At 34.0% G+C, this 22,869-nt stretch carries 21 protein-coding genes; 3 read left to right on the top strand and 18 right to left on the bottom strand.

Going from position 1 to position 22,869, the window contains the following annotated elements:
• Nucleotides 1-162: 162 nt before the first annotated feature.
• On the bottom strand, nucleotides 163-432 hold the full coding sequence (locus B5X47_RS05365) for a CD3324 family protein (protein ID WP_079589165.1): 270 nt from the start codon (nucleotides 430-432) through the stop codon (nucleotides 163-165).
• Nucleotides 433-721: 289 nt separating this feature from the next.
• On the opposite strand from B5X47_RS05365, the gene B5X47_RS05360 reads away from it, so the two are divergent.
• Nucleotides 722-1,525: an ion transporter gene (locus tag B5X47_RS05360; RefSeq protein ID WP_079589164.1), complete on the top strand. Its 804-nt coding sequence runs from the start codon at nucleotides 722-724 to the stop codon at nucleotides 1,523-1,525.
• Here B5X47_RS05360 and B5X47_RS05355 read toward each other — a convergent pair.
• Nucleotides 1,517-2,326, bottom strand: coding sequence for an MBL fold metallo-hydrolase (locus tag B5X47_RS05355; protein WP_079589163.1), 810 nt, complete (start codon nucleotides 2,324-2,326; stop codon nucleotides 1,517-1,519). The genes B5X47_RS05360 and B5X47_RS05355 overlap by 9 nt on opposite strands.
• A 30-nt stretch (nucleotides 2,327-2,356) precedes the next feature.
• The gene (locus B5X47_RS05350; protein WP_079589162.1) at nucleotides 2,357-2,839 is read right to left on the bottom strand and encodes a GNAT family N-acetyltransferase; all 483 of its coding nucleotides are present in this window, start codon (nucleotides 2,837-2,839) and stop codon (nucleotides 2,357-2,359) included.
• 323 nt (nucleotides 2,840-3,162) lie between these two features.
• Between B5X47_RS05350 and rsgA the strand changes: the two genes are divergently transcribed.
• The gene (rsgA, locus tag B5X47_RS05345; RefSeq protein ID WP_079589161.1) at nucleotides 3,163-4,188 is read left to right on the top strand and encodes a ribosome small subunit-dependent GTPase A; all 1,026 of its coding nucleotides are present in this window, start codon (nucleotides 3,163-3,165) and stop codon (nucleotides 4,186-4,188) included.
• Between the two features lie 120 nt (nucleotides 4,189-4,308).
• Here the strand turns inward: rsgA and B5X47_RS05340 are convergent, their stop codons facing one another.
• The 8 genes from B5X47_RS05340 to B5X47_RS05305 form a co-directional block, all read right to left on the bottom strand.
• The gene (locus B5X47_RS05340) at nucleotides 4,309-6,204 is read right to left on the bottom strand and encodes a DUF2207 domain-containing protein (RefSeq protein ID WP_079589160.1); all 1,896 of its coding nucleotides are present in this window, start codon (nucleotides 6,202-6,204) and stop codon (nucleotides 4,309-4,311) included.
• 15 nt (nucleotides 6,205-6,219) lie between these two features.
• Nucleotides 6,220-6,777: a LemA family protein gene (locus B5X47_RS05335; protein ID WP_079589159.1), complete on the bottom strand. Its 558-nt coding sequence runs from the start codon at nucleotides 6,775-6,777 to the stop codon at nucleotides 6,220-6,222.
• A gap of 49 nt (nucleotides 6,778-6,826) precedes the next feature.
• Complete coding sequence (locus tag B5X47_RS05330) at nucleotides 6,827-7,855, bottom strand: zinc-ribbon domain-containing protein (RefSeq protein WP_079589158.1); 1,029 nt, start codon at nucleotides 7,853-7,855, stop codon at nucleotides 6,827-6,829.
• A gap of 18 nt (nucleotides 7,856-7,873) precedes the next feature.
• Entirely contained in the window at nucleotides 7,874-9,508 is a 1,635-nt protein-coding gene (locus B5X47_RS05325) for a putative manganese-dependent inorganic diphosphatase (protein ID WP_079589157.1), read from the bottom strand.
• 57 nt (nucleotides 9,509-9,565) lie between these two features.
• A complete protein-coding gene (locus B5X47_RS05320; RefSeq protein WP_079589156.1) occupies nucleotides 9,566-10,933 on the bottom strand; it encodes an MATE family efflux transporter in 1,368 nt (455 codons plus the stop codon).
• Nucleotides 10,934-11,333: 400 nt separating this feature from the next.
• Nucleotides 11,334-11,609, bottom strand: a complete 276-nt coding sequence (locus tag B5X47_RS05315) for a hypothetical protein (RefSeq protein WP_079589155.1) — start codon at nucleotides 11,607-11,609, stop codon at nucleotides 11,334-11,336.
• Nucleotides 11,610-11,868: 259 nt separating this feature from the next.
• The gene (gene rocF, locus B5X47_RS05310; RefSeq protein ID WP_079589154.1) at nucleotides 11,869-12,780 is read right to left on the bottom strand and encodes an arginase; all 912 of its coding nucleotides are present in this window, start codon (nucleotides 12,778-12,780) and stop codon (nucleotides 11,869-11,871) included.
• Between the two features lie 351 nt (nucleotides 12,781-13,131).
• Nucleotides 13,132-13,965, bottom strand: a complete 834-nt coding sequence (locus tag B5X47_RS05305; RefSeq protein ID WP_079589153.1) for an IS110 family transposase — start codon at nucleotides 13,963-13,965, stop codon at nucleotides 13,132-13,134.
• 561 nt (nucleotides 13,966-14,526) lie between these two features.
• Between B5X47_RS05305 and B5X47_RS05300 the strand changes: the two genes are divergently transcribed.
• Entirely contained in the window at nucleotides 14,527-15,825 is a 1,299-nt protein-coding gene (locus B5X47_RS05300) for an RNA-binding domain-containing protein (RefSeq protein ID WP_079589152.1), read from the top strand.
• 282 nt (nucleotides 15,826-16,107) lie between these two features.
• Here the strand turns inward: B5X47_RS05300 and B5X47_RS05295 are convergent, their stop codons facing one another.
• The 7 genes from B5X47_RS05295 to guaB all read right to left on the bottom strand — a co-directional run bounded on the left by B5X47_RS05295 (nucleotide 16,108) and on the right by guaB (nucleotide 22,773).
• On the bottom strand, nucleotides 16,108-16,977 hold the full coding sequence (locus B5X47_RS05295) for a nucleotidyl transferase AbiEii/AbiGii toxin family protein (RefSeq protein WP_079589151.1): 870 nt from the start codon (nucleotides 16,975-16,977) through the stop codon (nucleotides 16,108-16,110).
• Nucleotides 16,970-17,563 carry a type IV toxin-antitoxin system AbiEi family antitoxin domain-containing protein gene (locus tag B5X47_RS05290; protein WP_079589150.1) on the bottom strand — a complete coding sequence of 198 codons (594 nt, stop codon included), beginning with the start codon at nucleotides 17,561-17,563 and terminating at the stop codon, nucleotides 16,970-16,972. Before B5X47_RS05290 ends, B5X47_RS05295 begins: the two co-directional genes overlap by 8 nt.
• Nucleotides 17,564-17,905: 342 nt before the next feature.
• Nucleotides 17,906-18,742 carry a nucleotidyl transferase AbiEii/AbiGii toxin family protein gene (locus B5X47_RS05285; protein ID WP_079589149.1) on the bottom strand — a complete coding sequence of 279 codons (837 nt, stop codon included), beginning with the start codon at nucleotides 18,740-18,742 and terminating at the stop codon, nucleotides 17,906-17,908.
• A complete protein-coding gene (locus tag B5X47_RS05280) occupies nucleotides 18,739-19,332 on the bottom strand; it encodes a type IV toxin-antitoxin system AbiEi family antitoxin domain-containing protein (RefSeq protein WP_079589148.1) in 594 nt (197 codons plus the stop codon). Before B5X47_RS05280 ends, B5X47_RS05285 begins: the two co-directional genes overlap by 4 nt.
• Nucleotides 19,333-19,509: 177 nt before the next feature.
• Nucleotides 19,510-19,716 (bottom strand): hypothetical protein, encoded by a 207-nt coding sequence (locus B5X47_RS13695; protein WP_207651481.1) that lies wholly within the window; start codon nucleotides 19,714-19,716, stop codon nucleotides 19,510-19,512.
• 58 nt (nucleotides 19,717-19,774) lie between these two features.
• Nucleotides 19,775-21,304 carry a glutamine-hydrolyzing GMP synthase gene (gene guaA / locus B5X47_RS05275; protein ID WP_079589147.1) on the bottom strand — a complete coding sequence of 510 codons (1,530 nt, stop codon included), beginning with the start codon at nucleotides 21,302-21,304 and terminating at the stop codon, nucleotides 19,775-19,777.
• A gap of 5 nt (nucleotides 21,305-21,309) precedes the next feature.
• A complete protein-coding gene (guaB, locus tag B5X47_RS05270) occupies nucleotides 21,310-22,773 on the bottom strand; it encodes an IMP dehydrogenase (RefSeq protein ID WP_079589146.1) in 1,464 nt (487 codons plus the stop codon).
• Nucleotides 22,774-22,869: the final 96 nt, after the last annotated feature.

The raw sequence follows: 22,869 nt of genomic DNA, 5'->3' as shown, positions 1-22,869 counted from the left end.
GCTATGCAAAGTATATAGGCGTAGTCATAAATGCTTTCTCCTTTTCTTAATTATCGTTTTACTGTATTTCAAAATAAGTTTATCACCATAGCCCTCTATATAGGTACCTCATAAACAATTATAAAAAAAGATGAGCCGATACCTTAAGTACCAGCTCACCTATTATGTTCTTAGATTTCTTATTATTCTTTGTATGCTTTTTTCTGAAAGATAGTATTTGCAAGCTAAATCAGTAATTTTCATGCCTGCTAAATAATCCTTGTATATATCGTTATTACGTAGATTAAGCTCTCTTCTTGTTTCTGTTTTAGCTCCCCATTCTTGCCTACTATCTGATTTTCTAGGAATATAGATGTTTTTCCCATCCACATATTTTTGAATTAATTCTATTATTTCATTTGGCAGAATCTCTTCTGCTTTAATATAGCCCATGTTTGCCTCCTAAAGTTATAGTTTTTTAGGAATAGCAATGGCTATGACAAGTATATTTAAACGTTGCAATAGCCAGTGCTATGCAAACATAACATATTTTCTCATAAAGAAAGTCCTCCCTCACCCAATTATTATCTCTTTATTAATGTTCATATAAATTATAATCAGAATATTCATTTTTGTATAGATAAAATGTATTCGGATTTTTTAAAAGCAATTATAGTTTTTGTTTTCATTTTTTATTCTGTATAATGAAACTAATAATAACTTTACAAGGGAAGTGGCATTTATGAGCGATGCACTGAAAAATAGACTTTACCAAATAATATTTAAAACCGAAACAAAACAAGGAAGAGCTTATGACATCTTCCTAATTTTATCCATCACCTTGAGCACTTTATTAATTATATTTGAAAGTGTAGATGGTTTATTCTACCCGTATCGCAATATTTTTTCTTTCTTCGAATGGTTTTTTGTAATTATTTTTAGCATAGAGTATATTTTAAGACTTTATGTTGTTAAAGATTCCAAAGGTTATGCCTTTAGCTTTTACGGACTTGTTGATTTGTTTTCAATACTCCCTGCTTATATCAGCTTCTTTATTCCTGCAGCAAGATTTTTAATGGTCATAAGGGTATTTAGATTACTCAGGCTGTTTAGAGTTTTCAAGATGATGAGATATGTAGAGGAGTCTGGAACACTAATTAGAGCCTTACGAGCTAGCAGGCCAAAGATAACTGTTTTTCTATTTACTATTATATTCATTGTAATCTTCACTGGTGCTATTATGTACATAGTCGAAGGCCCACAAAATGGATTTAACAACATCCCCGAGTCAATATATTGGGCTATAGTAACAGTAAGCACTGTGGGCTACGGAGATATTTCTCCTCAAACTCCTTTAGGCAAGCTTATTTCAAGCGTTTTAATGATTGTTGCATACGGAATAATAGCCGTTCCAACAGGTATAATCACAAGCGAAATGAATAATGCATCAAAAAAGGCAGTCAAACTTGCGACCTGCCCAAATTGTTTTTCTGAAGATCATGTTGCAGATGCTATCTACTGCAACAAGTGTGGAAATTTACTTTAATTCAATTGTAAGCCCTACCCCTACATCATGCACCTTCAAAGCATTATTCATTTTGGCCTTAGCTTGAAAGGATATGCAGTGACCTGGGTATAGCATAGATATATTCTCATTTTTTAAGTAATCAACGGTAGCATCTAGTCTTTCATCGCAGTCAAACATATGAAATCCACCTATTACACCTAGGATTTTGTCTGAGCTACATACTTTTTTAGCATGCTCAATTATATTGCAAATACCGCTATGAGAGCATCCTGTAATAATGAACAGCCCAGATTTCGCTTTATATACTATTGCCGTATCATCGAGCAAAGTGTCAATATAAGCTTTGCCATTTATTATAGTTTTACCAATTGGTATTCTTGGCTCGAAAGCTACATACTGAGGTATTTCTCCTAAGAAAATTAAGCTCTCACTTATTTCATATGGCTCTTTAGAAAGCTTTAGTTTAGATATATTTTCTATCTGCTCTAGAGATATTTCTGAGCCTATAGATTCTTCATCATAGTATTTTGGATAAAAGCAATCTGGATGAGCAATGACTTCCACCTGAGATAAATCATACTTATCTTTAAGATACATAAATCCTCTCGTGTGGTCGTTGTGACCGTGAGATAAAGCTAAATGAGTCAGTTTTTCTAAATCTATATTTAGAAGCTTTGAATTAGAAATAAATATATCCGAATAACCCGTATCAAAGAGAAGGCTAATTTCTTCATCTTCTATATAGTAGCTAACGGCAGGTTCGCCTAGATAATACTTATCTATAAATGTGTTGTTATCTACTAAAACTGTTAGCTTCATCGATGTCTCCTCCCTAGTTTTTCACAATCATTACAGGTCTAGCTTCATATAAATCAACGTGTCCATAGGATTATTATTGTAGCTAGGTATTTCATAAAATCCAAAATTTTTATAAAGCACAATTGCACTTTTTAAAAACGGAAGCGTGTCTAATAGCATTGCTTTGTAGCCTATTTCTTTTGCATCATCAATAATTTTCTGGATTAATAAATTTCCAAGCTTCAGTCCTCTAAATTCAGGTCTAACATAGAGCCTTTTGACTTCGCAGGTTTCACTGTCTATCTCCTTTAGTGCTATGCAACCCGCCACTTTCCCATCTACATATGCAAGATATAGTCTTGCTCTAGGTAACCCATATTTTTTCTCTAGGTCTTTAATTTCATCATCGTAATTTTGAATTTCCAAATATTTTTTGAATGTGCTATCCCCTGCTATGAGCATTTCCATATACTCAGAAAATATTGCTAGCACTTTCTTAGGAGAATCATAGCCTAATTTAATCTCTATATCCATATATAATCTCCCCTTATTTAATTATTTTATACTGTATATTATTACCATTTTATCATACACAAGTGCTGTAGGATATATTGATTAGATTTCCTTATTATGGTAATATCAATTTGACTATATTAGTCTTTTTATTATAAATACACCAAGGGTTCCCTAACTCATATATCAATCTTTTATTGCTATATGGTTTGCGAGACTTATATACGAAAGGGGATGTTTTACTATGAAGAAATTTACTAATAATTTGGTGGTTTTTATTTAGAATTTGCCTTAGTTAAGTAGTTTTTACGCCTATAGCTAAGGCAAAAAAACTAGGAGGTAAGATGGTAGATTTAAAAGACTATGGTTTTAAAGCAGTGGATAGTAAAACAGCTGATGATATAATCCCAGCTCGAATAATTGAAGTTCACAGAGAACTTTATAAAGCAATTTGTGCACATGGAGAAGTAAGTGCAAAACTAAAAGGCTCATTTCTTAAAAATTTAAATAATAGAGAAGATTATCCTGCTGTAGGTGATTTTGTACACTTAATCTATAATCCTATAGGAGAATCTAAAATTGTAAAGCTTTTACCTAGAAAATCTAAGTTTTCACGCACGGATTTATCTGGACATAATCCTAGACATGCTAAAACAGTATTAGAGCAAGTAGTCGCTGCAAATTTCGACTATGTATTTATAATGTCTTCATTAAATCAAGATTTTAATGCAAATAGAATTTCAAGGTATCTTACTCAGGCATATCAAAGTGGAGCAACTCCTGTGGTTATCCTAACTAAATCAGATTTATGCCCTGACTACGAAGATAAAATAGAAAAGGTCAAGGCTTTATCAAATGATTTAGATGTAATTGCTGTGAGTAGTCAGACTGGTGCTGGGGTAGCTGAGGTGGCAAAATATCTTTGTCCTGGTATTACTGTAGTTTTTCTTGGAATGTCTGGAGTTGGAAAATCATCTTTAGTAAATACTCTAGCAAATGAAGAAATAATGCTTGTAAATGATATTCGGCTTTATGATGATAGAGGCCGTCACACCACTACTCATAGACAACTAGTGAAATTAAATTCAGGTGCTATGATTATCGATACTCCTGGTATGAGGGAGCTAGGGCTGTGGGATGCTGATGAGGCTATAGGTGAAGCTTTTGCTGATATCGAGGAGCTAATCTGTGATTGTCGTTTTTCTAATTGTAGTCATAAAAGCGAGCCTGGATGCCAGATTTTATTAGCACTAGAAAATGGAACTCTCTCTCAAAAGAGATGGAAAAGCTATTTAACTCAAAAGAAAGAAGCAGAGTTTGTAAAAACAAAACTAAAAAAATCCAGCAAGAAAAAATCTAGAATAATTTAATATAAACTTTAAAAATGCCCTATTTATGATTGATTTTTTCATAGACGGGGCATTTTTATATATGTTCTATATTTAAACTTACTTTCTAATATATTACTGTATTTACACTTCGGCTAAATACTAACGGCCACCGTAGCTTCCACCGCCACCGCCGCCTCCACCACCACCTGAGAAACCTCCTCCTGAGCCTCCTCCTGAGGATGATTTGCTGACAGCTTTTTGGGCTGATGAAAATGCTTTGTCTATTGAATTTCCTACCATATCAAATGAATCGTTAAATGCTCTAAAGCTTCCGTAGGATGAGTAATTCATCCAGCCGTAACCAAAGCGATAGTCTCCATCTGTCATATTAGGAAATACCAGCTCTAATTGTTTTATTACTTCCTTTGCAACCCCTAGAGTAACTGCATACACAAGGTAATGTTCCCAAATTATAAGGCTTGGGATTTCATGTTTTTGCATTTCAGAAAAATGCTCTAGAAATTTTTTAAATGCTTTCCATTTTACGTAGTCGTCCTGACCATTTGGAGAGCGTCTTCTAAATAGCTGAGGTACTAGCAATATCATAAGCCCTGATACGACTAAAGCTATCCCAATCGCAAGCATTTTAAAGATAGTAAAAATACCAAGTGCAATTAGCAAAATTCCACCGATTGCAGAATATTTATATAGGGCTTTGTTTTCATCAAAGAAACTATATTTTGCTGTAGCAATTTCTATATCCTCTGTCCAGCTTTGCCAGAATTTATAGAACTCTTCTCCATATTTTTTAGCATAATCCTCTATTTCTGTAAGATGAATAAAAGGCTGTCTTCCACCTATATCGTTTTTTAGGTAGTCAAGCAATTTTTGCTCATGCCTTTTGAGTACAGCATCTTCTGGATTCTTAAAGCTTCCAGGTTCTGGTTCTGGCATAAATGTAAGCTTGTAGGTTGTGACTTCCTTGGTTCCTATGAGTTTTTTTACTTCTACTTTATCTTCTTCTAGGTATAGAAATTTTCTTCTTGCTAGATCCAAAATAGTCGCTGTTATATCCTCTGGCTTCATTTTTTTGTAATTCCAAAGTATACTTAGTTCAGCTGGGCTATAGTCTGCTGGAAGGTCTCTATAGTAGTCACCTTCAAAGTTTAATCTATATTTTCTTCCGAATCTTCCCCATAAATATATAAGAGCCCCTATAGCAGCTGCTATTATTCCTGCAGCTCCGCCTAGCTCAAATCTAGCCTTTTGTCTTTCTTTATTGGCTTTGTCTGCATTTGCTTGCTCTTCTGACAATATACTCCCTAAGGCCATTTGGTTTGTGTAGGCTTCTCTAGGCGCATCAGAAAAAAGTGCTGTAGGCATTACTACTCTTCCTTCTACAAATGTGTAGGGAGATAGATTGCTAGTTTTCCAAGTCACTCCATTATTTTGAGTAAATTCTACAACCCCATCTAAGGGGCCATGTCCCCAAATCCTAATATCTTGACCTTGAATATAGCTTTCTGCACCAGATGGGAGGCTAAGATTAACCTGCACATCGTTTATCTTATTGCCATTTGCATCACCTACAAATTTTCTATATAGCTCTGCAACGTCATTGTGAATTTTTACAGCATTTACCACAGTATAGGAAAGCTCAAAGGTTCTCGTCTGGTCGTAGGCATCTATGCTCCAGTCTATGAGGATGTCACTTCCTTCTTTTTTAGTGAGGAAGGTTCCTGGTGGACCATATTCAGTGCTTGGATTATAGGTATAGGGCTGGCCACTTTCACTGACCGACACATCTACAATAGGCGTAGTTCCTTCTGGAATTTTGACATAAAATCCATTCCACTGCTCATTAAATTCCACAGTTATTTTTTCTGTTACTCTCATTGAAGCATCAGGCAAGAGCTGGGCATCAATGTATAGACTTCTCATACTTAGGCTTCTATCAGCAAACGCTTGATTAGGTATAAAAACCATCAATACTATAGTCAAGATTATTATTACTTTATTTAATTTTAGGCTATACGAGGAAAAGCTTTTGTCCATAGCAAATTCTCCTTCCTAAAATTCCACCTTTACTGTTTCTCTAGCTTCTGGTTCATCCTGAAGTGTAAAATAATCAGCAGGAGTAAAGCCCATGTTTCCAGCTATAAGGCTATTTGGGAATACCTCTATGCTTGTATTGAATTTTTGAACTGTATCATTATAGAACTGGCGTGAAAAAGCGATTTTGCTTTCTGTATCGCTTAGCTCTGCTTGCAGCTGTAAGAAATTTGTGTTTGCTTTTAGGTCTGGATATGCTTCAGCTACAGCAAATAAAGAGCGAAGAGCCCCTGTTAGCATGTTTTCTGCTTGAGTCTGTTCTTGAACAGTCCCTGCATTCATAGCCATTGTTCTAGCTTTTGTTACATTTTCTAGTGTTGTTTTTTCATGCTCAGCATAGCCTTTTACTGTATTTACAAGGTTTGGAATCAAATCATATCTTCTTTTTAGCTGTACATCCACTTGAGACCAAGCGTTTTTAACCCTTTGTCTTAATTGAACCAAATTGTTGTAAATCTGAATAACAAAGCCTACAACTCCAACTACTATAAGTCCCAAAACTATCAATCCTACCATAGCGTTTCCCCCTTAATCTAACTCAAATTTTACTATCAAAATTACTAAACTACTGAGTCCTATCGTCTTTAATTTCTAAATAATTAGGACACCATTTAACTATTTGACTTTCTGCTTGCTCTGTTCCTATTTGCTCTTTTGCAGTCATCTTGTAGTAATCGTTGTTTCCACTTGCATCAGTAGAGTAAATCATTCCACTACCTGGAGCGTAGTAAGCAATTGTTACAAACCCAGCTGCTTGATTGTCTTCTTTTACTACAAGGCAGTTGCTGAATTTTTCAAAGCCTAAATCCAAGTCCACTCCCATATCCATAACAGTCCAAACAATATCGCCGAACACTTCATCCTTATAGCTCCACGTCTTTCCTATGGATAAATCATCCTTAAGATGAGGATAGATTTCAAATGGTGTGGAATCCAAAATGTAATAGCTTCCATCTTGGCGAGTCACATAATGAAACCCATATCCGTAGTCCTCTCCATTTTCTCTTACTACTTCGACCTCTGAAACGATTACTCCTTCATTTGCATTTGGTCCTCTTCCGCTAAATCTCTCCACTACACCTGCCATTCCATCTGGATAGTTTACAAAGAATGTAGATTTATAGCCTGGTGTAGATAAATAGGTCCTAGCCTTTGTCAAATCTAGCTGAGACGATGTAGGCTCGGTTTGCTGGGTTTCTCCAGTTCCCTCATTTGAAGCCTGCGAATTTTGATTTGAAGAGTCTGCATTTTGATTTGGCTGGTCTGCTATATTATCATTTTCCCCTTTTTGCGAAAAAAACCAGTAGCCTCCACCAAAAATTACTATTACTAGAAGCGCTACTACTGCTATTACTCCTGAGTTTCCTTTTTTCTTTGGTCTATCTGGGAAAGGCTCCCTAAAAGGTTCTCTAGCTGCTTGCCTAGCAGGTGGTACAATGCTATCTTCTTGTTTTTGGTATGGACTTTTTTCTTCCTTTACTTCTGACTTATTTTCGTAATCATCAGCTTCTAATTTTTGTCCACAGCTTTCACAAAATACATCTTCTGGCTGAGTTTTTGCTCCACAATTCGTACAAAACTTTGAATCTCCCATAGTTTCCCTCCACTTTGATTATTTTTCTAAAGCTTGAGTTATCTTTGGTACTACTTGTTTCTTTCTAGATAGTACTCCAGGTGCTAAGAAGGTACTGTCAACCAGCTCAGCATCAAAGCTTCTAGCTATGCTTTCTGCATCTGGTCCTACTACTATGAATTTTGAAGTTTCCTTTAGTATGTCAGTAAGCACAAGGACAAAATCGTCTTCTCCACCAGCAAGTCTAAGCTCAGTCATTTTTTCAATAAGAGCGAGCCTGATGCCCTCTAGACTATCTAAGTCCATAGTCATAACCTGTGCTATTCTTACTCTCTTGCCACTTATTATAAACTCTTTTACATCTCCTCTTAATAAATCCACTGGCTCTTTTTCTTCTAATGAGGTCCCTGCTCTAAACATCTCTTTTGCAAAGGTTTCTATATCTATTCCTGCTATTTTTGACATTCTTTCTAGCATTTGTCTATCTAGCTCAGTAGCTGTAGGGCTTCTGAGCATAAGAGTATCAGATATAATAGCGGCGCTTAGGATTCCTGCGATTGATTGCTCTGGTCTTATCCCTTGCTCTATATACATTTTAGCAATGATAGTAGACGTACTTCCTACTGTTTCATTTCTAAAAAACACAGGATGTCCTGTAGTTATGTTTGCTATTCTATGATGGTCTATTATTTCTGTAATTCTTGCATAGTCTATCCCTGGTATAGATTGGTTTTTTTCGTTATGGTCTACTAGTATCAGCTCTTTTTGAGGATTTGAGATAAGGTGAAATCTCGAAATATTTCCAGCAACATGTCCTGTTTCATCTATTACTGGATAGCTTCTGTACCTAGTTTCTCCCATGATTTTCTGAACATCCTCCACAAAATCATCCAAATCGAAGGTCACAATGTTTTCAGTAGTCATTACATAGCTTATAGGTACTGATTGCGGAAGAAGTCTAGCTGCCATAAAGCTATTGAAATTGGTTCTTAGCACCACAATATTTCGCTTCTCGGCTTCAGATAGTATACCCGGCTCAATCTCACAGCCTCCAGTTAGAATTAGCACAGAGACATTTCTGTTTATTGCATCTAGCTGAGCATCTGAGCGGTCTCCTACTATTACTATATCTCCTTCACTTATGAATTCCTCTGCTTTTTGAGGAGTCATAGCGTATACATGCATAAAGCCAAATGGACGTATGACTTCTGGTGTATACAGCAGTTCCCCCGACAAAGTTTCCACTATGTTTTCAAGAGGAGTATTTGAATTTTTAATTATTGCATCATCCCAAACGTCCAAGTAGCAGGCTGTAATATTTGAAAGGCTTACTACTCCAACTAGATTGTTTGAATCATCTACTACAGCAATATTGTTGTTGTGATTTGACTGAATGAGCCTAATTGCTTTTGCTAGAGAAATCTCTGGAGAAGCATAAAAGGCTGGATCCATGTCCAAATCCCCTACCCTAGGCTTTATAGTGTCCATATATCTAGGCTTCTCTACCTTAAAATAATCTAGTACAAACTGGGTCTCACTGTTGATTTCTCCCAGTCTAACAGGAATCGCATTTAGGCCATTTCTTTTTTGCTTTAGCTTTGAATAGGCAATAGCAGATACAATTGAGTCCGTATCTGGATTTTTGTGTCCAGTTATATATATTTCTCTGTTCATAGCTTACTCCTTTTATAAAAGTTTTCATTTCCTAACTAAAATATTTAGTAAATAAAGTTAAGACTCCAAAACTACCTCACCAATGGCTTTATTTGACTTTTTTAGCAGCATCATATACCACGTAGCTAAGATAACTCCTTTAAATATACTTGAAATGCTAATCGCCCACCATACACCGTTTAACCCTAGACTGGTAGCTGAAAGTATGAGCGCTCCTGGTATTCTTAGAGCATTGAATACTATACCTATTATAGATGGTGGAACTGTATTTCCCAGTCCATTAAACGCCCCTGCTGTAGTTAGCTCTATGCACATAAAAAGCTGAGAAAGTGCTAATATTTTTAAGTATACTACCCCATAGCTTATGCTCTCTGGCTCTGGTATAAATATTGAAAATATAGGTCTAGCTCCAAAATAAAGCAAGCCTGTTGTAAATATTCCAATTACTGTCATAATACCTAGTCCAACCATATATCCTTTTGTAATTCTATCCCAGTTCTTTGCTCCATAGTTTTGCCCTACAAAGGTGCTCATAGCAGTTTGAAATCCTCCTGCTGTCATCCACGAAACAGCCTCAATCTGAGAACCTACCTTCTGAACAGCTATAGGAATCGGTCCCCACTGAGCTATTATTCTGGCTATTACCATTGCAAACACAGTAAATAACCCGCTTTGAAGTGCGACTGGAAGCCCTAGCTTGAAAATTTTATTAATATGAGCCATATCTGGAGCTTTGAAGAGATTAAGTCCTGAAAAAAGCTCTGGCCTCATCCTCGCATTTAGCACAAATATTAGAGTAACTACTGCTTGCGCTATAACTGTTGCAATAGCTGCTCCAGCTACCTCTAGTCTTGGAATAGGCCCTAGTCCTAAAATCAGCAATGGGTCTAGTACCATATTCACCAAAAGTCCGATTGAATTTATTATAAATGGAGTTCTGCTTTCTCCGTAGCCGTTGAAAATAGCTGTAAATACTGGATTTACAAAATAAAAAACAAGTCCAAAGGATATGAGTATTAGATAATTAATTGCATTTTGGATTATATCTGGTTCTCCTAGATTAAAAAATCCTATGAGAGGTTTTCTAAATGTTATAAGAGAAAGTGCATATATCAGAGCAATTACTACTATCATTTGAAGTGTGTGCTTGATATAAACCTTAGCCTCTTTCATATCGTTTTTTCCTATAGACTGAGCTACTCCTACCTCAGCACCTATTTTTGGTATAAGGATAAAAGCCATAGCAAGCCAAGTAAAAAATCCAGCTGTTCCTACTGCTGCTACGGCTCTTGAACCAACTCTTCCCACCCAAATCATATCCGTCATATTGTAAGCCATCTGAACAAAAGACGTTCCCATTATAGGGATGGCTAGTTTAAATAGTGCGCTTAAAATACTACCCTGTGTCAAGTTGTTTGTTTTCATAGTTTTTCATCAACCATTCTTTATATTATTTGTCTATAATATTATAAAGCATTGGTTAGTGATTTGCATCTTAAACCTCGTGGGTTCTTAAGTATCTACATATTAGATACTATAAAGCTGAAAACTTTATTATGGCTATTTATAAAATACCCTGATTAATAATTGTAAAGCATTCACACTTTATTATTATTGTGATAAAATAACTCACCATCAAAAAAATATATACTTAAAGAAATGGCTATAGAAATAAGTAAAGGCAATCATTTTAGATTGTACGAAAGTAGAGAAGAAGCTGAAAAATGGCTTCTTCAGTAAGAAAAGAAAAATATAACTTAAAATATAGAGACCGTAAATTATCATACACAAAATTATTTACAGTCTCTAACATTAATATGTTTTGTTACTCTTTTAAATTATTTTTTTCTGAGATATAAAAGCTCTTCTTTTTCTCTTCATCTTTCAAGCCTTTCCTCAATAAGACAATTGACAGAGAAAACATAAATAAGATTATCATGTCTTTTAATTCGGCTTCTATCGGTAACAGATTATTAACCACAGGAGTTAGAATAATCAAGCTAGAAAGGTTTTCGCTTTTCGTTTTATCAATTTTTCTTAACTTAAAAAAATAATACATTGAAACTATAGATAAAATAAACATTAAAAGTAATGTTATCATACATTATCCCTTATCTTCTCAGAATCTATCGAACATCAATCATTGGGGGCCGTTCTTTTTGACCACTCTCATATGTTTTTATTATATTCTTAGATTGTTATATTCTTAGATTGATTATTAATAGAATTATAATCAAAAAGAACCTACCATATAGTAAGATTACTTCCATCAAACTACTTAGTAGGTTCAAATTATATTTATATGCAAATTCTCAACTTAGAATCAAAAAGAACCGTCCCTGTTGATTCTATTGATTTCTTTATATCAACCATTCTCCCATCAATGATCCTACAAGGACAGCTGCCGCCTTACCTGTCATATTTGCATTGTCCAGAAGCGGGTTCACTTCTACAAACTCTGCACTTACAAGCTTTTCTGATTTGGCTATAAGCTCCAATGCATAATGAGCTTCCCTGTAATTCATTCCTCCTGGTACCTTTGTACCGGTTCCCGGTGCAATACTTGGATCAAGGGCGTCCATATCAAAACTAACATGGATTCCATCAGTATTATCTCCTGCTATTTTTATAGCTTCTTCCATTACTTTCTTGATACCCATATCATCTATCTCATGCATAGTGAATACTGTTATACCTTGCTCTTTCATAGCTTTTCGCTCTCCGCTGTCCAAATCTCTTGAGCCTATATAAACAATATTTTCTTTTTTTAGAAAATTATTTTCTCCAACTATTTTTGTTAAACTCTTATCCCCTAGACCTAAAAGGACTGCAACAGGCATACCATGGATATTACCTGAAGGTGACGTTTCAGGCGTATTGATATCTCCGTGTGCATCAAACCAAATGACACCTAGACTTTTTTTATACTTTAGAACTCCAGAAATCGTTCCTATAGCTATACTATGGTCTCCTCCCAACACTAATGGAAATTTACCTTCACTCATTACTGAAAAAACTTTTTCTGAAAGCAAAGAGTTAACCTCTGATATTACATTTAGATTTTTAAGATTCGAATTCGGTTCAGTAAAAGCTTGAGATCTATTTACAGGAATATCGCCTAGATCCTCGACATTATATCCGATATTTTTTAGCCTTTCTTCTACCCCTGCGTATCTGATAGCGTCAGGGCCTAAGTTCACACCTCTTGTTCCTGCTCCTAAATCGAGAGGAACCCCTATTATTGCTATATTACTATTAATATTTGGCTTCATGTTATCTCCTTTAGATTAATATTTTCTGAATAATCAGTGTACCATAATTTATCCATTAGTTACATAAATTTATTGGATAAATTTTATTCAAATCATTGGGCAAATCATTGGGGACGGTTAGTGTGTAACAAACTACTTAAAATTATATATGAAAACCCTAGGACAGTTACATGTATTCGGTGTGGCAAAGCTTGTCATGGTTGTTAGTGTGTAACAAAAATACACGAATGATAAAACAAACATAAATTAAGCAACTACAAAAAGGCATCGAGCCAAAATATAAATCTCCATGCCAAATAGATTAAACTAGCCTTTTTTTAAAACAAAATTGTTTTGAAATTAAGGCTTTTTTTACGTCATATCTAACTTAGCATTGTAAGGCGATCTAGAACTAAGAATCATGTAAATATACACAAGTAATTTTCTAGCTACAGCAATGATTGATTTCTTTTGCCCAATTTTACCTTGATGAGACCAAAACCACTTAGCAATACGAGTATTACGAGTCCTTACAGCAGCCCATGCACACTGACAAAGAATAGATTTTACATAAGTATTGCCATGCAAAATCTTTTGAGATTTTTTCTTGCCAGCACTTTCATTATTTCTAGGGCAAAGCCCTGCCCAAGATGTAATATTAGAAGAAGTAGCAAAAGAACTCATATCATCGCCAATTTCACCTAAAATATACAAAGAAGAAAGCTTAAAACCATGGATTTGCAAAAACTTTTCAATTCTAGTAACTAACTGGGCTCTATTTTCATTTACTTTCTTGTAAAACCTAGTATATTCTCTAAGTTCACGAACAGCTTTACAAGGAATAAAACTAGAATTTAAAAGCCCAAAACGAAATAGTTCAGCAATCCACTGAGCATCCTTTACATCAGTCTTTCTGCCAGGGATATTACGCATATGATGAGCATTAACAACGTATACAGTAAAACCTGAATGCTCTTGTAAAATATCATAAAGAGCCATCCAGTAAATACCAGTACTTTCCATAGCAACATGAAAACAATCATTCATAACTAAAAAATCTCTTAACTTAAACAAATCCCCACGCAAAGTTGAAAAGCTAGCTCTAACAACATTAACATCATCAGAAGAGTCTCCCTTTAAAATGCAAACTTCAATAATCTCCTTATGAACATCCAAACCAGAGCAAATATTAAGTAGAGCTTTCATAGCAATTTAAGCTCCTGTATAATATGATTAGCAGGAGAAGTTGTCTGAAAAAAAGAAAGATTAGTGTACGCTTTCAAAGAAGCAATTCTGTGTGCTCAAAGACAACAAAGTCATGTTCAAAAAACGGGGTTTTACCGCCAAACCGTCCCTCGACTTTAACTCCTGCTACTTAAATTATATATGAAAACGCTAGGACAGTTACATGTATTCTGTGTGGCAAAGCTTGTCATGGTTGTTCTTTTTGACCACTCTCGTCACTTTTCCCTCTTGGTTATTTATTTTGATGATAATTAACATTTTTTTAACAAATGCTGTCATTTTATAAAACAACCGTATTTGATTTTATTAGGTTCTTAGATTGATAATTGATAGAATTAGAATCAAAAAGAACCGTCCCTGTTGATTCTAGCCGTTGATTCTTTAATATATTTAGTTACTCTTTCAAACTAAACTATCTTGCTAAAACTAATATATAGTATTAGAATAGTGTTAGAAGGTGTTCGAATAGTGTTTGAATGTACTTGAATATTTAAATTAATATGAAAACGAGGTATAGAATATATGTTTAAGGAAAGCATTCACTTGGAACTAAAAAAAGAATATGTTAAAGATATATTAAAGACAGTGATTGCCTTTGCTAATACTTCTGGTGGTAAGATTTATATTGGAATAGATGATGACGGTAAGGTTTTAGGAGTACAAAAATTAGACACTGATATTTTAAAGTTATCTAATTCTATAAGGGATTCTATAAAGCCAGATATAACTCTATTTACATCTATCTTAGTAGAAAAAATAGATAGTAATGATGTAATTGTTGTTGATGTGCAAAAAGGAGCTTCTTCTCCTTATTATTTGATCGACAAAGGTATACGGCCTTCAGGCGTTTATGTAAGACAAGGGGCTTCTTCCGTTCCTGCCACTGATGCTGCCATTTTAAAAATGATTAGAGATACTGATGGAGATAACTTTGAAGAGCTTAGATCTTTGAATCAAAATCTAGATTTTGATTTTTTAAAAAAAGAATTTGAAGATGCAAATATAAAGCTAGAACACTCTCAAATGAGAACTTTTAATATCATTGATGAGGATGGATTATATACTAATCTAGGCCTTTTATTGTCTGAGCAATGTCCACACACTATAAAAACCGCCGTATTTGAAGGTAGCACTAAGGAAATTTTTAAGGACAGATTTGAATTTTCAGGGTCTTTGTTAAAACAGATGAAGGACGTATATTCTTTTTTAAATAGATATAATAGGACTAATTCTGAAATAACTGGTCTTAAAAGAACTGATACCAGAGAGTATCCTGAAATTGCCATCAGGGAAGCTCTTTTAAATTCTATTGTTCACAAAGAATACTCCTATAGCAGCAGTACACTAATAAGTGTATTTGATGACAAAATAGAGATAGTTACTATAGGCGGCCTTACTAAAGGCCTCAGTGAAGATGATATCATGCTAGGGGTATCTATTTTGAGAAATAGAAATCTTGCAAATATTTTTTATCGCCTAAAATTAATTGAAGCATATGGAACTGGCATCCCTAAGATAATAGAAAGCTATAATGAATATAATGTAAAACCTAAAATAGAAATATCTAGCAATGCTTTTAAAATAACACTTCCAAATACCCTCAAAGAAAAATCAATCTCTAAATTGGAAAAGAATTTGAGCGATAAGGAGTATTTAATAGTTAATATGTTAAAGGAAAATGAATATATCAAAAGAACAGATATAGAAAAAAATCTTTCAATTTCAAGTTCTATGGCTATCAAGTTGTTAAGAAATATGGTAGATAACTCTATTATAGAGAAACTTGGAAAAGGTAAAAATGTCATATATAGATTAAAGTAGTTAAATCTAATATACATGGTGTAATCATGGCTTAGGAGTCCTCCACTTCCTCTATCTATGGAATAATTTTATTCATCTGGCAATAAAGAAGTGCATGAAAATTAAAAAATGTATCACGGCAAAAAAACAAACCCTAGAAACCTTTGTATTTCAAAAGCTCTAGGGTTTTCTTTAATTACTCCCACTCTTCACTCCCTTTATGTCTTTTCTTTATAAAACCCTGCACTATCAGTATATTTTTTGCAAATAGTTCTAGTGTATATCATTAATTTCGTATGATTTTTAAATTTTTTTACCCGTTCCAGTACCAGTTCCAATTAAAATAATTTGCTCAATTATTAATATCAAACTTTCAATAACATTTTCAAAAGAGATTTCTTTAACATAATTATTTTTATTTGCATATGCTTTCCACCTATCATTAAATCCCTTATCTGCTAAGATTATGTCTATCATTTCTTTAAAACTTGCAAAGTCAAGTATGGTACCCCTATAATCAAAAGTTCTTTCACAAGCTTTAGACAGCTTTTCAAAATCAACATCATTGCTTTTGAATCTATATATTAGATGGATATCATAAAAATCTTTACTTCTGCTATTTAAAAATCCTTTGGAATAAATGGTTTCTAATTTCTCTGCTAACATTGTTTCTAAATTGTATGCTTTGATTTTTAAGTTATCTTCAGAAAATATTGTTTTGTATTCATAATCTACTGGTTTATATGTCAATATATCTCCTGTTGCTATATCTAAAGGAACAATTTGTCTTATATTGTCTAATTTACATAGAATCTGGATTCTATATCCCCCATATTCATCTTGTTTTTTAATTTCTTGTATACCCTTTAGCTCATATTGAATGGAATCTTTTTCATTATATTCTAAAATATCATCAAAAATTTCAACTAGAAGTTCTTCAGTTAAAGGCATATTCTTAAAAAGAAAATCAATATCTACGGTGCTTCTTGAATCCAATCCCACTATATTTGAAAGTATATATCCACCTTTAAAAATAAATTTATCATTATATTTGCTAATTGATAATTTTCTTAAAACACTTTCTAAAAAATAATATGTCATAACAGAATTAAAAGTTAATCCTGTTTCATTGGATACTTTACGGCACATAGCTGTTATTTTATCTTTATTCATAAATAACCTCCATTGTACTTCTTACCTTTTCAATAATCCCCATTTTTTTAGCATATATAAAGAGTTTATTTATATCAGAGTTTTTAGATGATGCATATCCTCGTATTGTCTTAACATAAACTTCTGGATCTATGTTATTCTTGTTTTGAACAAAATCACATATTATTCTTTCAATGTTATATGCTCTGACCTTATTTTGATATATAGTTTTTACTTCTATCGCTCCCATATCTGATATATCGCTTTTCACATAATATAGTTTTACATTATTGGGAAGATTATTAATTTTATAGCTGTAAGGGACACTCGCCTCAATCAATTGTGGTATTTTATCAGTTAATCCTTGTAAATATAGAGCTGTCTCATAAGAAAATACCGTTTTTTTAAATTTATGCTGAAAAAAATAATATTCGTCATAATCTCCCTGTTTTGAAATATAAATACCTCTATCCACTCTAGAAAGTATATTTTCTTCTACAAGCCTTGTAAGATATACTCTAGGAATTCCTTCTTCTTTACAATATTGTGTTGTGATGACTCCGTTGTTTTCTTTTAGATAGTTAAGTATCTTTTCTTTGTGATTCATATTATCCTCCACTGTTCCATCTATACTGATAGTATACTGTTTTCTCAGTGCATATGCAACAATATAAATTTTGTTGTATCGGTTCTTAAATTATATAATTAATACGCACATTTCAAACTAGTTTACCTTATTAGTGCAATACGAAAATTAAAAACCCGTGTATTCCTTTATTAAAAAGGATACACGGATTTGATTTACTACTCCCACTCGATACAGATTAGTTTATGCCTTTTGATTTTCTTTGATAAATAGTGATTTTTAGTGTTCATACTATCACTATTGTTAGTAAAAAAGTTGTCTGTTAACCTTTTAGGAGTCAAAATGGGGTCAATATTATAAATATTAATCAATCGATTTCCAAAGCTTCCTAATTGAAATACCAATTTGTTCCCAACTAATATCAGATGCATAAGAATACTTCTTTTGATACTTTTTCCAACTCAAAGCCATATTTTCATTGGAAAACACACCTTCAATAATATCATAACCTTTTTTAATAACATGAAATGTTCCACGCTTTTTCCCTGTTCCTATAAGAGCTTCTTTTAAAACAATTAAATCAATTGAATCCCTTTGAAGCTGGTACAATATATGAACATCATAGAAATCTCTCATTCTTGTATTAGCTGTAGATCGTGTAATAATTGTTTCTAATTTCTCAGCAAGAATTGTTTCTATATTATAGCTTAGAATCTCAATTTCTCTATCTTCTAATAACAGTTGATACATATGCAAAATCTCTTTCGGCGTTATTTCATCACCTGTAGTAATATCAACTTTAATTGGAATTTTAGCATTTTCAAGTATTGCATCAATTGATACCCTAAAACCTGGATAATCTGCTTCATCTCTTATTTCTTCAACCTTCTTTATTTCAAATTTAACTCCATCTCCAGTATCAATAGTAATAATATCCTCAAACGTTAACTTAATTGAATCAATAGTTACTGCTTTATTTTTCATTGTAGTATCCATATCTACTGTTGAACGACTTTCTACACCAATAAGTGAGCTAATAAGCATGCCACCTTTTAAAATAAAGTTTTCTTTATAATTTGATAAAGCAATTCTTTCAAGAAGTCTTTCCATCATATAATTTCTAAGTAGTATTTGAGGATTTATGCTTTTCTTCTTGGCTATATTATTAATCAAATCTTTAATTTGCCTTAATGTCCTCATATCAAAACCTCCACATATTGCCTAATTATCTTCTCTACTCTAAATTTTTCTGCATATTGTAATAGTTTTGGGATATCTTTTTCTTTCTCCGATAAATATCTTCTAATTCCTTCATTGATAATCGCAGAATCAATAACATTTCGGTTCCTTACGATATCGCAAATAGTACGTTCTTTATTATAGACTCGAATATTTCTCCCAAATGGGGTTTTCCCATATTCTACACCTAGATTCAATAGATCATTTTTTATAAAATATACATAAATACCATCATTTTTAAAATTGGAGGCATTGTATCCTGATGGTAAAGTAACTGTATACTGTAAAGGGTCTCTATCGGTTAAATCATGTAAATAAAGTGCTGTCTCGTGTGAAAAAATAGCCTTTTTACTTCTCGCTTGTAAAACATACATCGCATCTTCAAATGCATCTTTAGATAAATACACTCCTTGAGTAACTCTTTCTATATATCCTTTTTTTACATATTTGCTTAATAACTGTTTTGAAATTCCAGCTTCTATTATATCTTTAGTTAAAAGCATTCCTTCTTTTTCACGAAGTAAAGTTTCTAAAAGTTTATGATAATCCATCTAATTCACCCTTTTTTTACTTTTATGCTTATATTTTATATTATATAAGTACAGAAGTAAACAAATTGTTCTTTATATAGAAATAAAAATGTCATAGAACATCAACAATATACAATTTTATGTCTATGACAAATCATTTGGGATGGGGTTATTATTGACCACTCTCATCTGCTTTTATTATATTCTTAGATTGATAATTGATAGAATTAGAATCAAAAAGAAGCGTCCCTTTTGATTTACTCCCTCTTGAAGAATCCAAGAAACAACAAAGTCAAACTCTGCTATTTCTTTATTATAAAATTGACTACTTACATTAATGAAGTTAAGATTACCATTTGATGGCTCTTGGACTTCTTTGCATATTATAACTGATTGTAATATCATTTCCTTATAATAGTAAAGCCCTAAATATTGTAATTTCAATATTTAGGGCTTTGATTCTTTATTCCCACTCAATTGTCGCTGGTGGTTTTCCTGTTACGTCATAGACTACTCTATTTACGCCTTTTACTTCGTTTACTATTCTAGTTGATATGGTTCCTAGCACTTCATATGGGATAGGATAAAATTCTCCTGTCATTCCATCAGTTGAGGTGATTGCTCTTAGGCCTACCATATATGAGTAGGTACGCTCATCTCCCATTACTCCTACGGTTTTTACATCTGGAAGTGTTGCAAATGCTTGCCAAATTTTTCTTCCTAGACCAGCTTTTTCTAGTTCTTCTCTATATATAGCATCAGCTTCTCTTAGTATGTCGCATTTTTCCTCAGTTACTTCTCCAAGTACTCTGATTCCTAGTCCTGGTCCTGGGAATGGATGTCTAAATATAAGGTATTCAGGAATTCCTAGCTCTAGTCCAACATTTCTAACTTCGTCTTTGAAAAGCTCTCTAAGTGGCTCAACTAGGCTCAGCTTCATGTCTTCAGGAAGCCCTCCAACATTGTGGTGGCTCTTGATTACAGCTGCTTCATCTGTTCCACTTTCTATTACGTCTGGGTAGATTGTCCCTTGTACTAGAAACTCTACGTCCCCTAGCTTTTTAGATTCCTCTTCAAATACTCTTATGAATTCTTCTCCAATAATTTTTCTTTTTCTTTCTGGGTCAGTTACTCCAGCCAGCTTTGAAAGGAATCTTTCCTGAGCATTTACTCTGATTAGATTCATAGAGAATTCATCTCTAAATATTCTCTCTACATCATCACCTTCATTTTTTCTAAGTAGACCATGGTCTACGAATATACAGGTGAGGTTATCCCCTATGGCTTTATGTACGAGAACTGCTGCCACAGAGGAATCAACCCCTCCACTAAGGGCGCAAAGGGTTTTTTTATCTCCCACCTGCTGTCTTATGAGCCTTACTTTATCATCTATGAAGGAGTCTGAAGTAAAATCGCCAGACAAAGCGCATACTTCAAATAGGAAATTACGAATTATTTTGTAGCCCTGTACTGTATGCTCTACTTCTGGATGAAACTGAAGTGCATATAGTTTTTTGTCTACATTTTCCATTGCTGCTACTGGGCAGTCATGTGTAGCCGCTGTAATTGTGAAGCCTTCTGGAAGCTTATCTATCTGGTCTGTGTGACTCATCCAGCAGATGTTTGATTTATCAACATCTTTAAATAATTTTCCACCAGCATAGTTTATCTCTGTTTTTCCGTATTCTCTTTTTTCTGGTTTTGTTACGCTTCCACCTAGAACTTTTGCTGTAAGCTGTGCTCCATAGCAGATTCCAAGTATAGGAATGCCTAGGTCAAATATTTCTGCTTCGATATCTGGAGCTCCAGGATCATTTACACTAGATGGTCCTCCAGTAAAGATGATTCCTTCAGGCTTAACTTCCTTTATTTTATTCATTGCTTTTTTGTAGGGTACGATTTCACAGTATACTTTTGCTTCTCTAACTCTTCTCGCTATAAGCTGGTTGTACTGTCCACCAAAATCTATTATTAGTACTGTTTCGTGTTTCATTATTTTTAGACCTCCATATTAGCACTGTAGTTAGGTGCTTCTTTAGTTACTGTAATATCATGAGGATGACTTTCTCTTAATCCTGCCGCTGTTATTCTTACGAACTCTGAGTTTTCTATGAGGTCTTTTATTGTAGGAGTTCCGCAGTATCCCATACCTGAGCGAAGTCCTCCAACCATTTGGAATATAAGCTCAGATGCTTCTCCTTTGTAAGGAACCATGCCTTCTACTCCTTCTGGTACTAATTTCTTTGCGTCTTTTTGGAAGTATCTATCTTTTGAGCCTTTTTCCATAGCTGCTAGTGAGCCCATTCCTCTATATGATTTAAATGAACGGCCTTTGTAGATTACTGTTTCTCCTGGGCTTTCTTTAGTTCCTGCAAGCAGTGAACCTAGCATTACTGCTGAGCCTCCAGCTGCGATTGCTTTTACTACGTCTCCAGAGTATTTGATTCCACCATCTGCTATTATTGGAATATTGTGTTTAGAGGCTTCTTCGTAGCAATCCATAACTGCTGATATTTGAGGGACTCCTACTCCTGCTACTACTCTTGTAGTACAAATTGAGCCAGGTCCTATTCCTACCTTAACGCAGTCAGCCCCAGCTTCGATTAGCTCTCTTGTAGCTAGTCCAGTTGCTACGTTTCCAGCTATTACTGGAAGCTCTGGATATTTTTCTTTAGATTTTTTAACTGCCTGAATTACTCCTTGAGAATGTCCATGAGCTGTATCTATTACTATGATATCTACTTTAGCATTTACTAAAGCATCTATTCTTTCCATCATATCTTCAGTTACGCCTACTGCAGCTCCACAAAGAAGTCTACCTTGGCTATCTGTTGCAGAGTTAGGGAATTTAATTTTCTTTTCAATGTCTTTTATAGTTATTAGTCCTTTTAGGTATCCATCTTTGTCTACTATAGGAAGCTTTTCTATTTTGTGTTTAGCTAATATATGCTGAGCTTCTTCTAAAGAAACTCCTTCAAGTGCTGTGATTAGGTTTTCGCTTGTCATAGCTTCTTCAATTTTTTTAGTGAAATCTGTTTCGAATCTTATGTCCCTGTTTGTAAGGATTCCTATAAGTTTATCTTGCTCATCTACTATAGGTACTCCAGATATACGGTATCTTCCCATAAGAGAATCTGCTTCTCCTAGAGTTTTATCTTTTGTTAAGAAAAATGGATCTACTATAACACCATGTTCTGAACGCTTTACCTTGTCTACCTCTAGAGCCTGCTCTGCTATAGTCATGTTTTTGTGTATGATTCCTATGCCGCCTTCTCTTGCTACTGCTATCGCCATCCCATGCTCAGTTACTGTGTCCATACCAGCGCTCACTATAGGGATATTTAGTTTTACTGTTTTTGCTAGGTAAGTGGATGTATCTACCTGATATGGTAGTACGTTAGATTTTTGCGGAACTAAAAGTACGTCGTCGAAGGTAAGTGCTTCTTTCAGAATTTTTGCCATTAGATTATTTCCTCCTGTTTGGATACTAAAATTTAACTACTAAGTTGAAAATTGTTACAAAAAAACACCCGTGGGCGCATAGAGTGGCCGCACGAG

This window comes from Acetoanaerobium noterae, assembly GCF_900168025.1.
In the GTDB taxonomy this organism is placed as follows: domain Bacteria; phylum Bacillota; class Clostridia; order Peptostreptococcales; family Filifactoraceae; genus Acetoanaerobium; species Acetoanaerobium noterae.
The sequence above is the reverse complement of the archived record's forward strand: the minus strand, read 5'-3'. Positions and strand labels throughout refer to the sequence as shown.

Bases quoted from the DNA above. Each gene is read 5' to 3' on its own strand.
- B5X47_RS05365 (WP_079589165.1), bottom strand. From the start codon at position 432: ATGGGCTATATTAAAGCAGAAGAGATTCTGCCAAATGAAATAATAGAA.
- B5X47_RS05360 (WP_079589164.1), top strand. From the start codon at position 722: ATGAGCGATGCACTGAAAAATAGACTTTACCAAATAATATTTAAAACC.
- B5X47_RS05355 (WP_079589163.1), bottom strand. From the start codon at position 2,326: ATGAAGCTAACAGTTTTAGTAGATAACAACACATTTATAGATAAGTAT.
- B5X47_RS05350 (WP_079589162.1), bottom strand. From the start codon at position 2,839: ATGGATATAGAGATTAAATTAGGCTATGATTCTCCTAAGAAAGTGCTA.
- rsgA (WP_079589161.1), top strand. From the start codon at position 3,163: ATGGTAGATTTAAAAGACTATGGTTTTAAAGCAGTGGATAGTAAAACA.
- B5X47_RS05340 (WP_079589160.1), bottom strand. From the start codon at position 6,204: ATGGACAAAAGCTTTTCCTCGTATAGCCTAAAATTAAATAAAGTAATA.
- B5X47_RS05335 (WP_079589159.1), bottom strand. From the start codon at position 6,777: ATGGTAGGATTGATAGTTTTGGGACTTATAGTAGTTGGAGTTGTAGGC.
- B5X47_RS05330 (WP_079589158.1), bottom strand. From the start codon at position 7,855: ATGGGAGATTCAAAGTTTTGTACGAATTGTGGAGCAAAAACTCAGCCA.
- B5X47_RS05325 (WP_079589157.1), bottom strand. From the start codon at position 9,508: ATGAACAGAGAAATATATATAACTGGACACAAAAATCCAGATACGGAC.
- B5X47_RS05320 (WP_079589156.1), bottom strand. From the start codon at position 10,933: ATGAAAACAAACAACTTGACACAGGGTAGTATTTTAAGCGCACTATTT.
- B5X47_RS05315 (WP_079589155.1), bottom strand. From the start codon at position 11,609: ATGATAACATTACTTTTAATGTTTATTTTATCTATAGTTTCAATGTAT.
- rocF (WP_079589154.1), bottom strand. From the start codon at position 12,780: ATGAAGCCAAATATTAATAGTAATATAGCAATAATAGGGGTTCCTCTC.
- B5X47_RS05305 (WP_079589153.1), bottom strand. From the start codon at position 13,965: ATGAAAGCTCTACTTAATATTTGCTCTGGTTTGGATGTTCATAAGGAG.
- B5X47_RS05300 (WP_079589152.1), top strand. From the start codon at position 14,527: ATGTTTAAGGAAAGCATTCACTTGGAACTAAAAAAAGAATATGTTAAA.
- B5X47_RS05295 (WP_079589151.1), bottom strand. From the start codon at position 16,977: ATGAATAAAGATAAAATAACAGCTATGTGCCGTAAAGTATCCAATGAA.
- B5X47_RS05290 (WP_079589150.1), bottom strand. From the start codon at position 17,563: ATGAATCACAAAGAAAAGATACTTAACTATCTAAAAGAAAACAACGGA.
- B5X47_RS05285 (WP_079589149.1), bottom strand. From the start codon at position 18,742: ATGAGGACATTAAGGCAAATTAAAGATTTGATTAATAATATAGCCAAG.
- B5X47_RS05280 (WP_079589148.1), bottom strand. From the start codon at position 19,332: ATGGATTATCATAAACTTTTAGAAACTTTACTTCGTGAAAAAGAAGGA.
- B5X47_RS13695 (WP_207651481.1), bottom strand. From the start codon at position 19,716: ATGATATTACAATCAGTTATAATATGCAAAGAAGTCCAAGAGCCATCA.
- guaA (WP_079589147.1), bottom strand. From the start codon at position 21,304: ATGAAACACGAAACAGTACTAATAATAGATTTTGGTGGACAGTACAAC.
- guaB (WP_079589146.1), bottom strand. From the start codon at position 22,773: ATGGCAAAAATTCTGAAAGAAGCACTTACCTTCGACGACGTACTTTTA.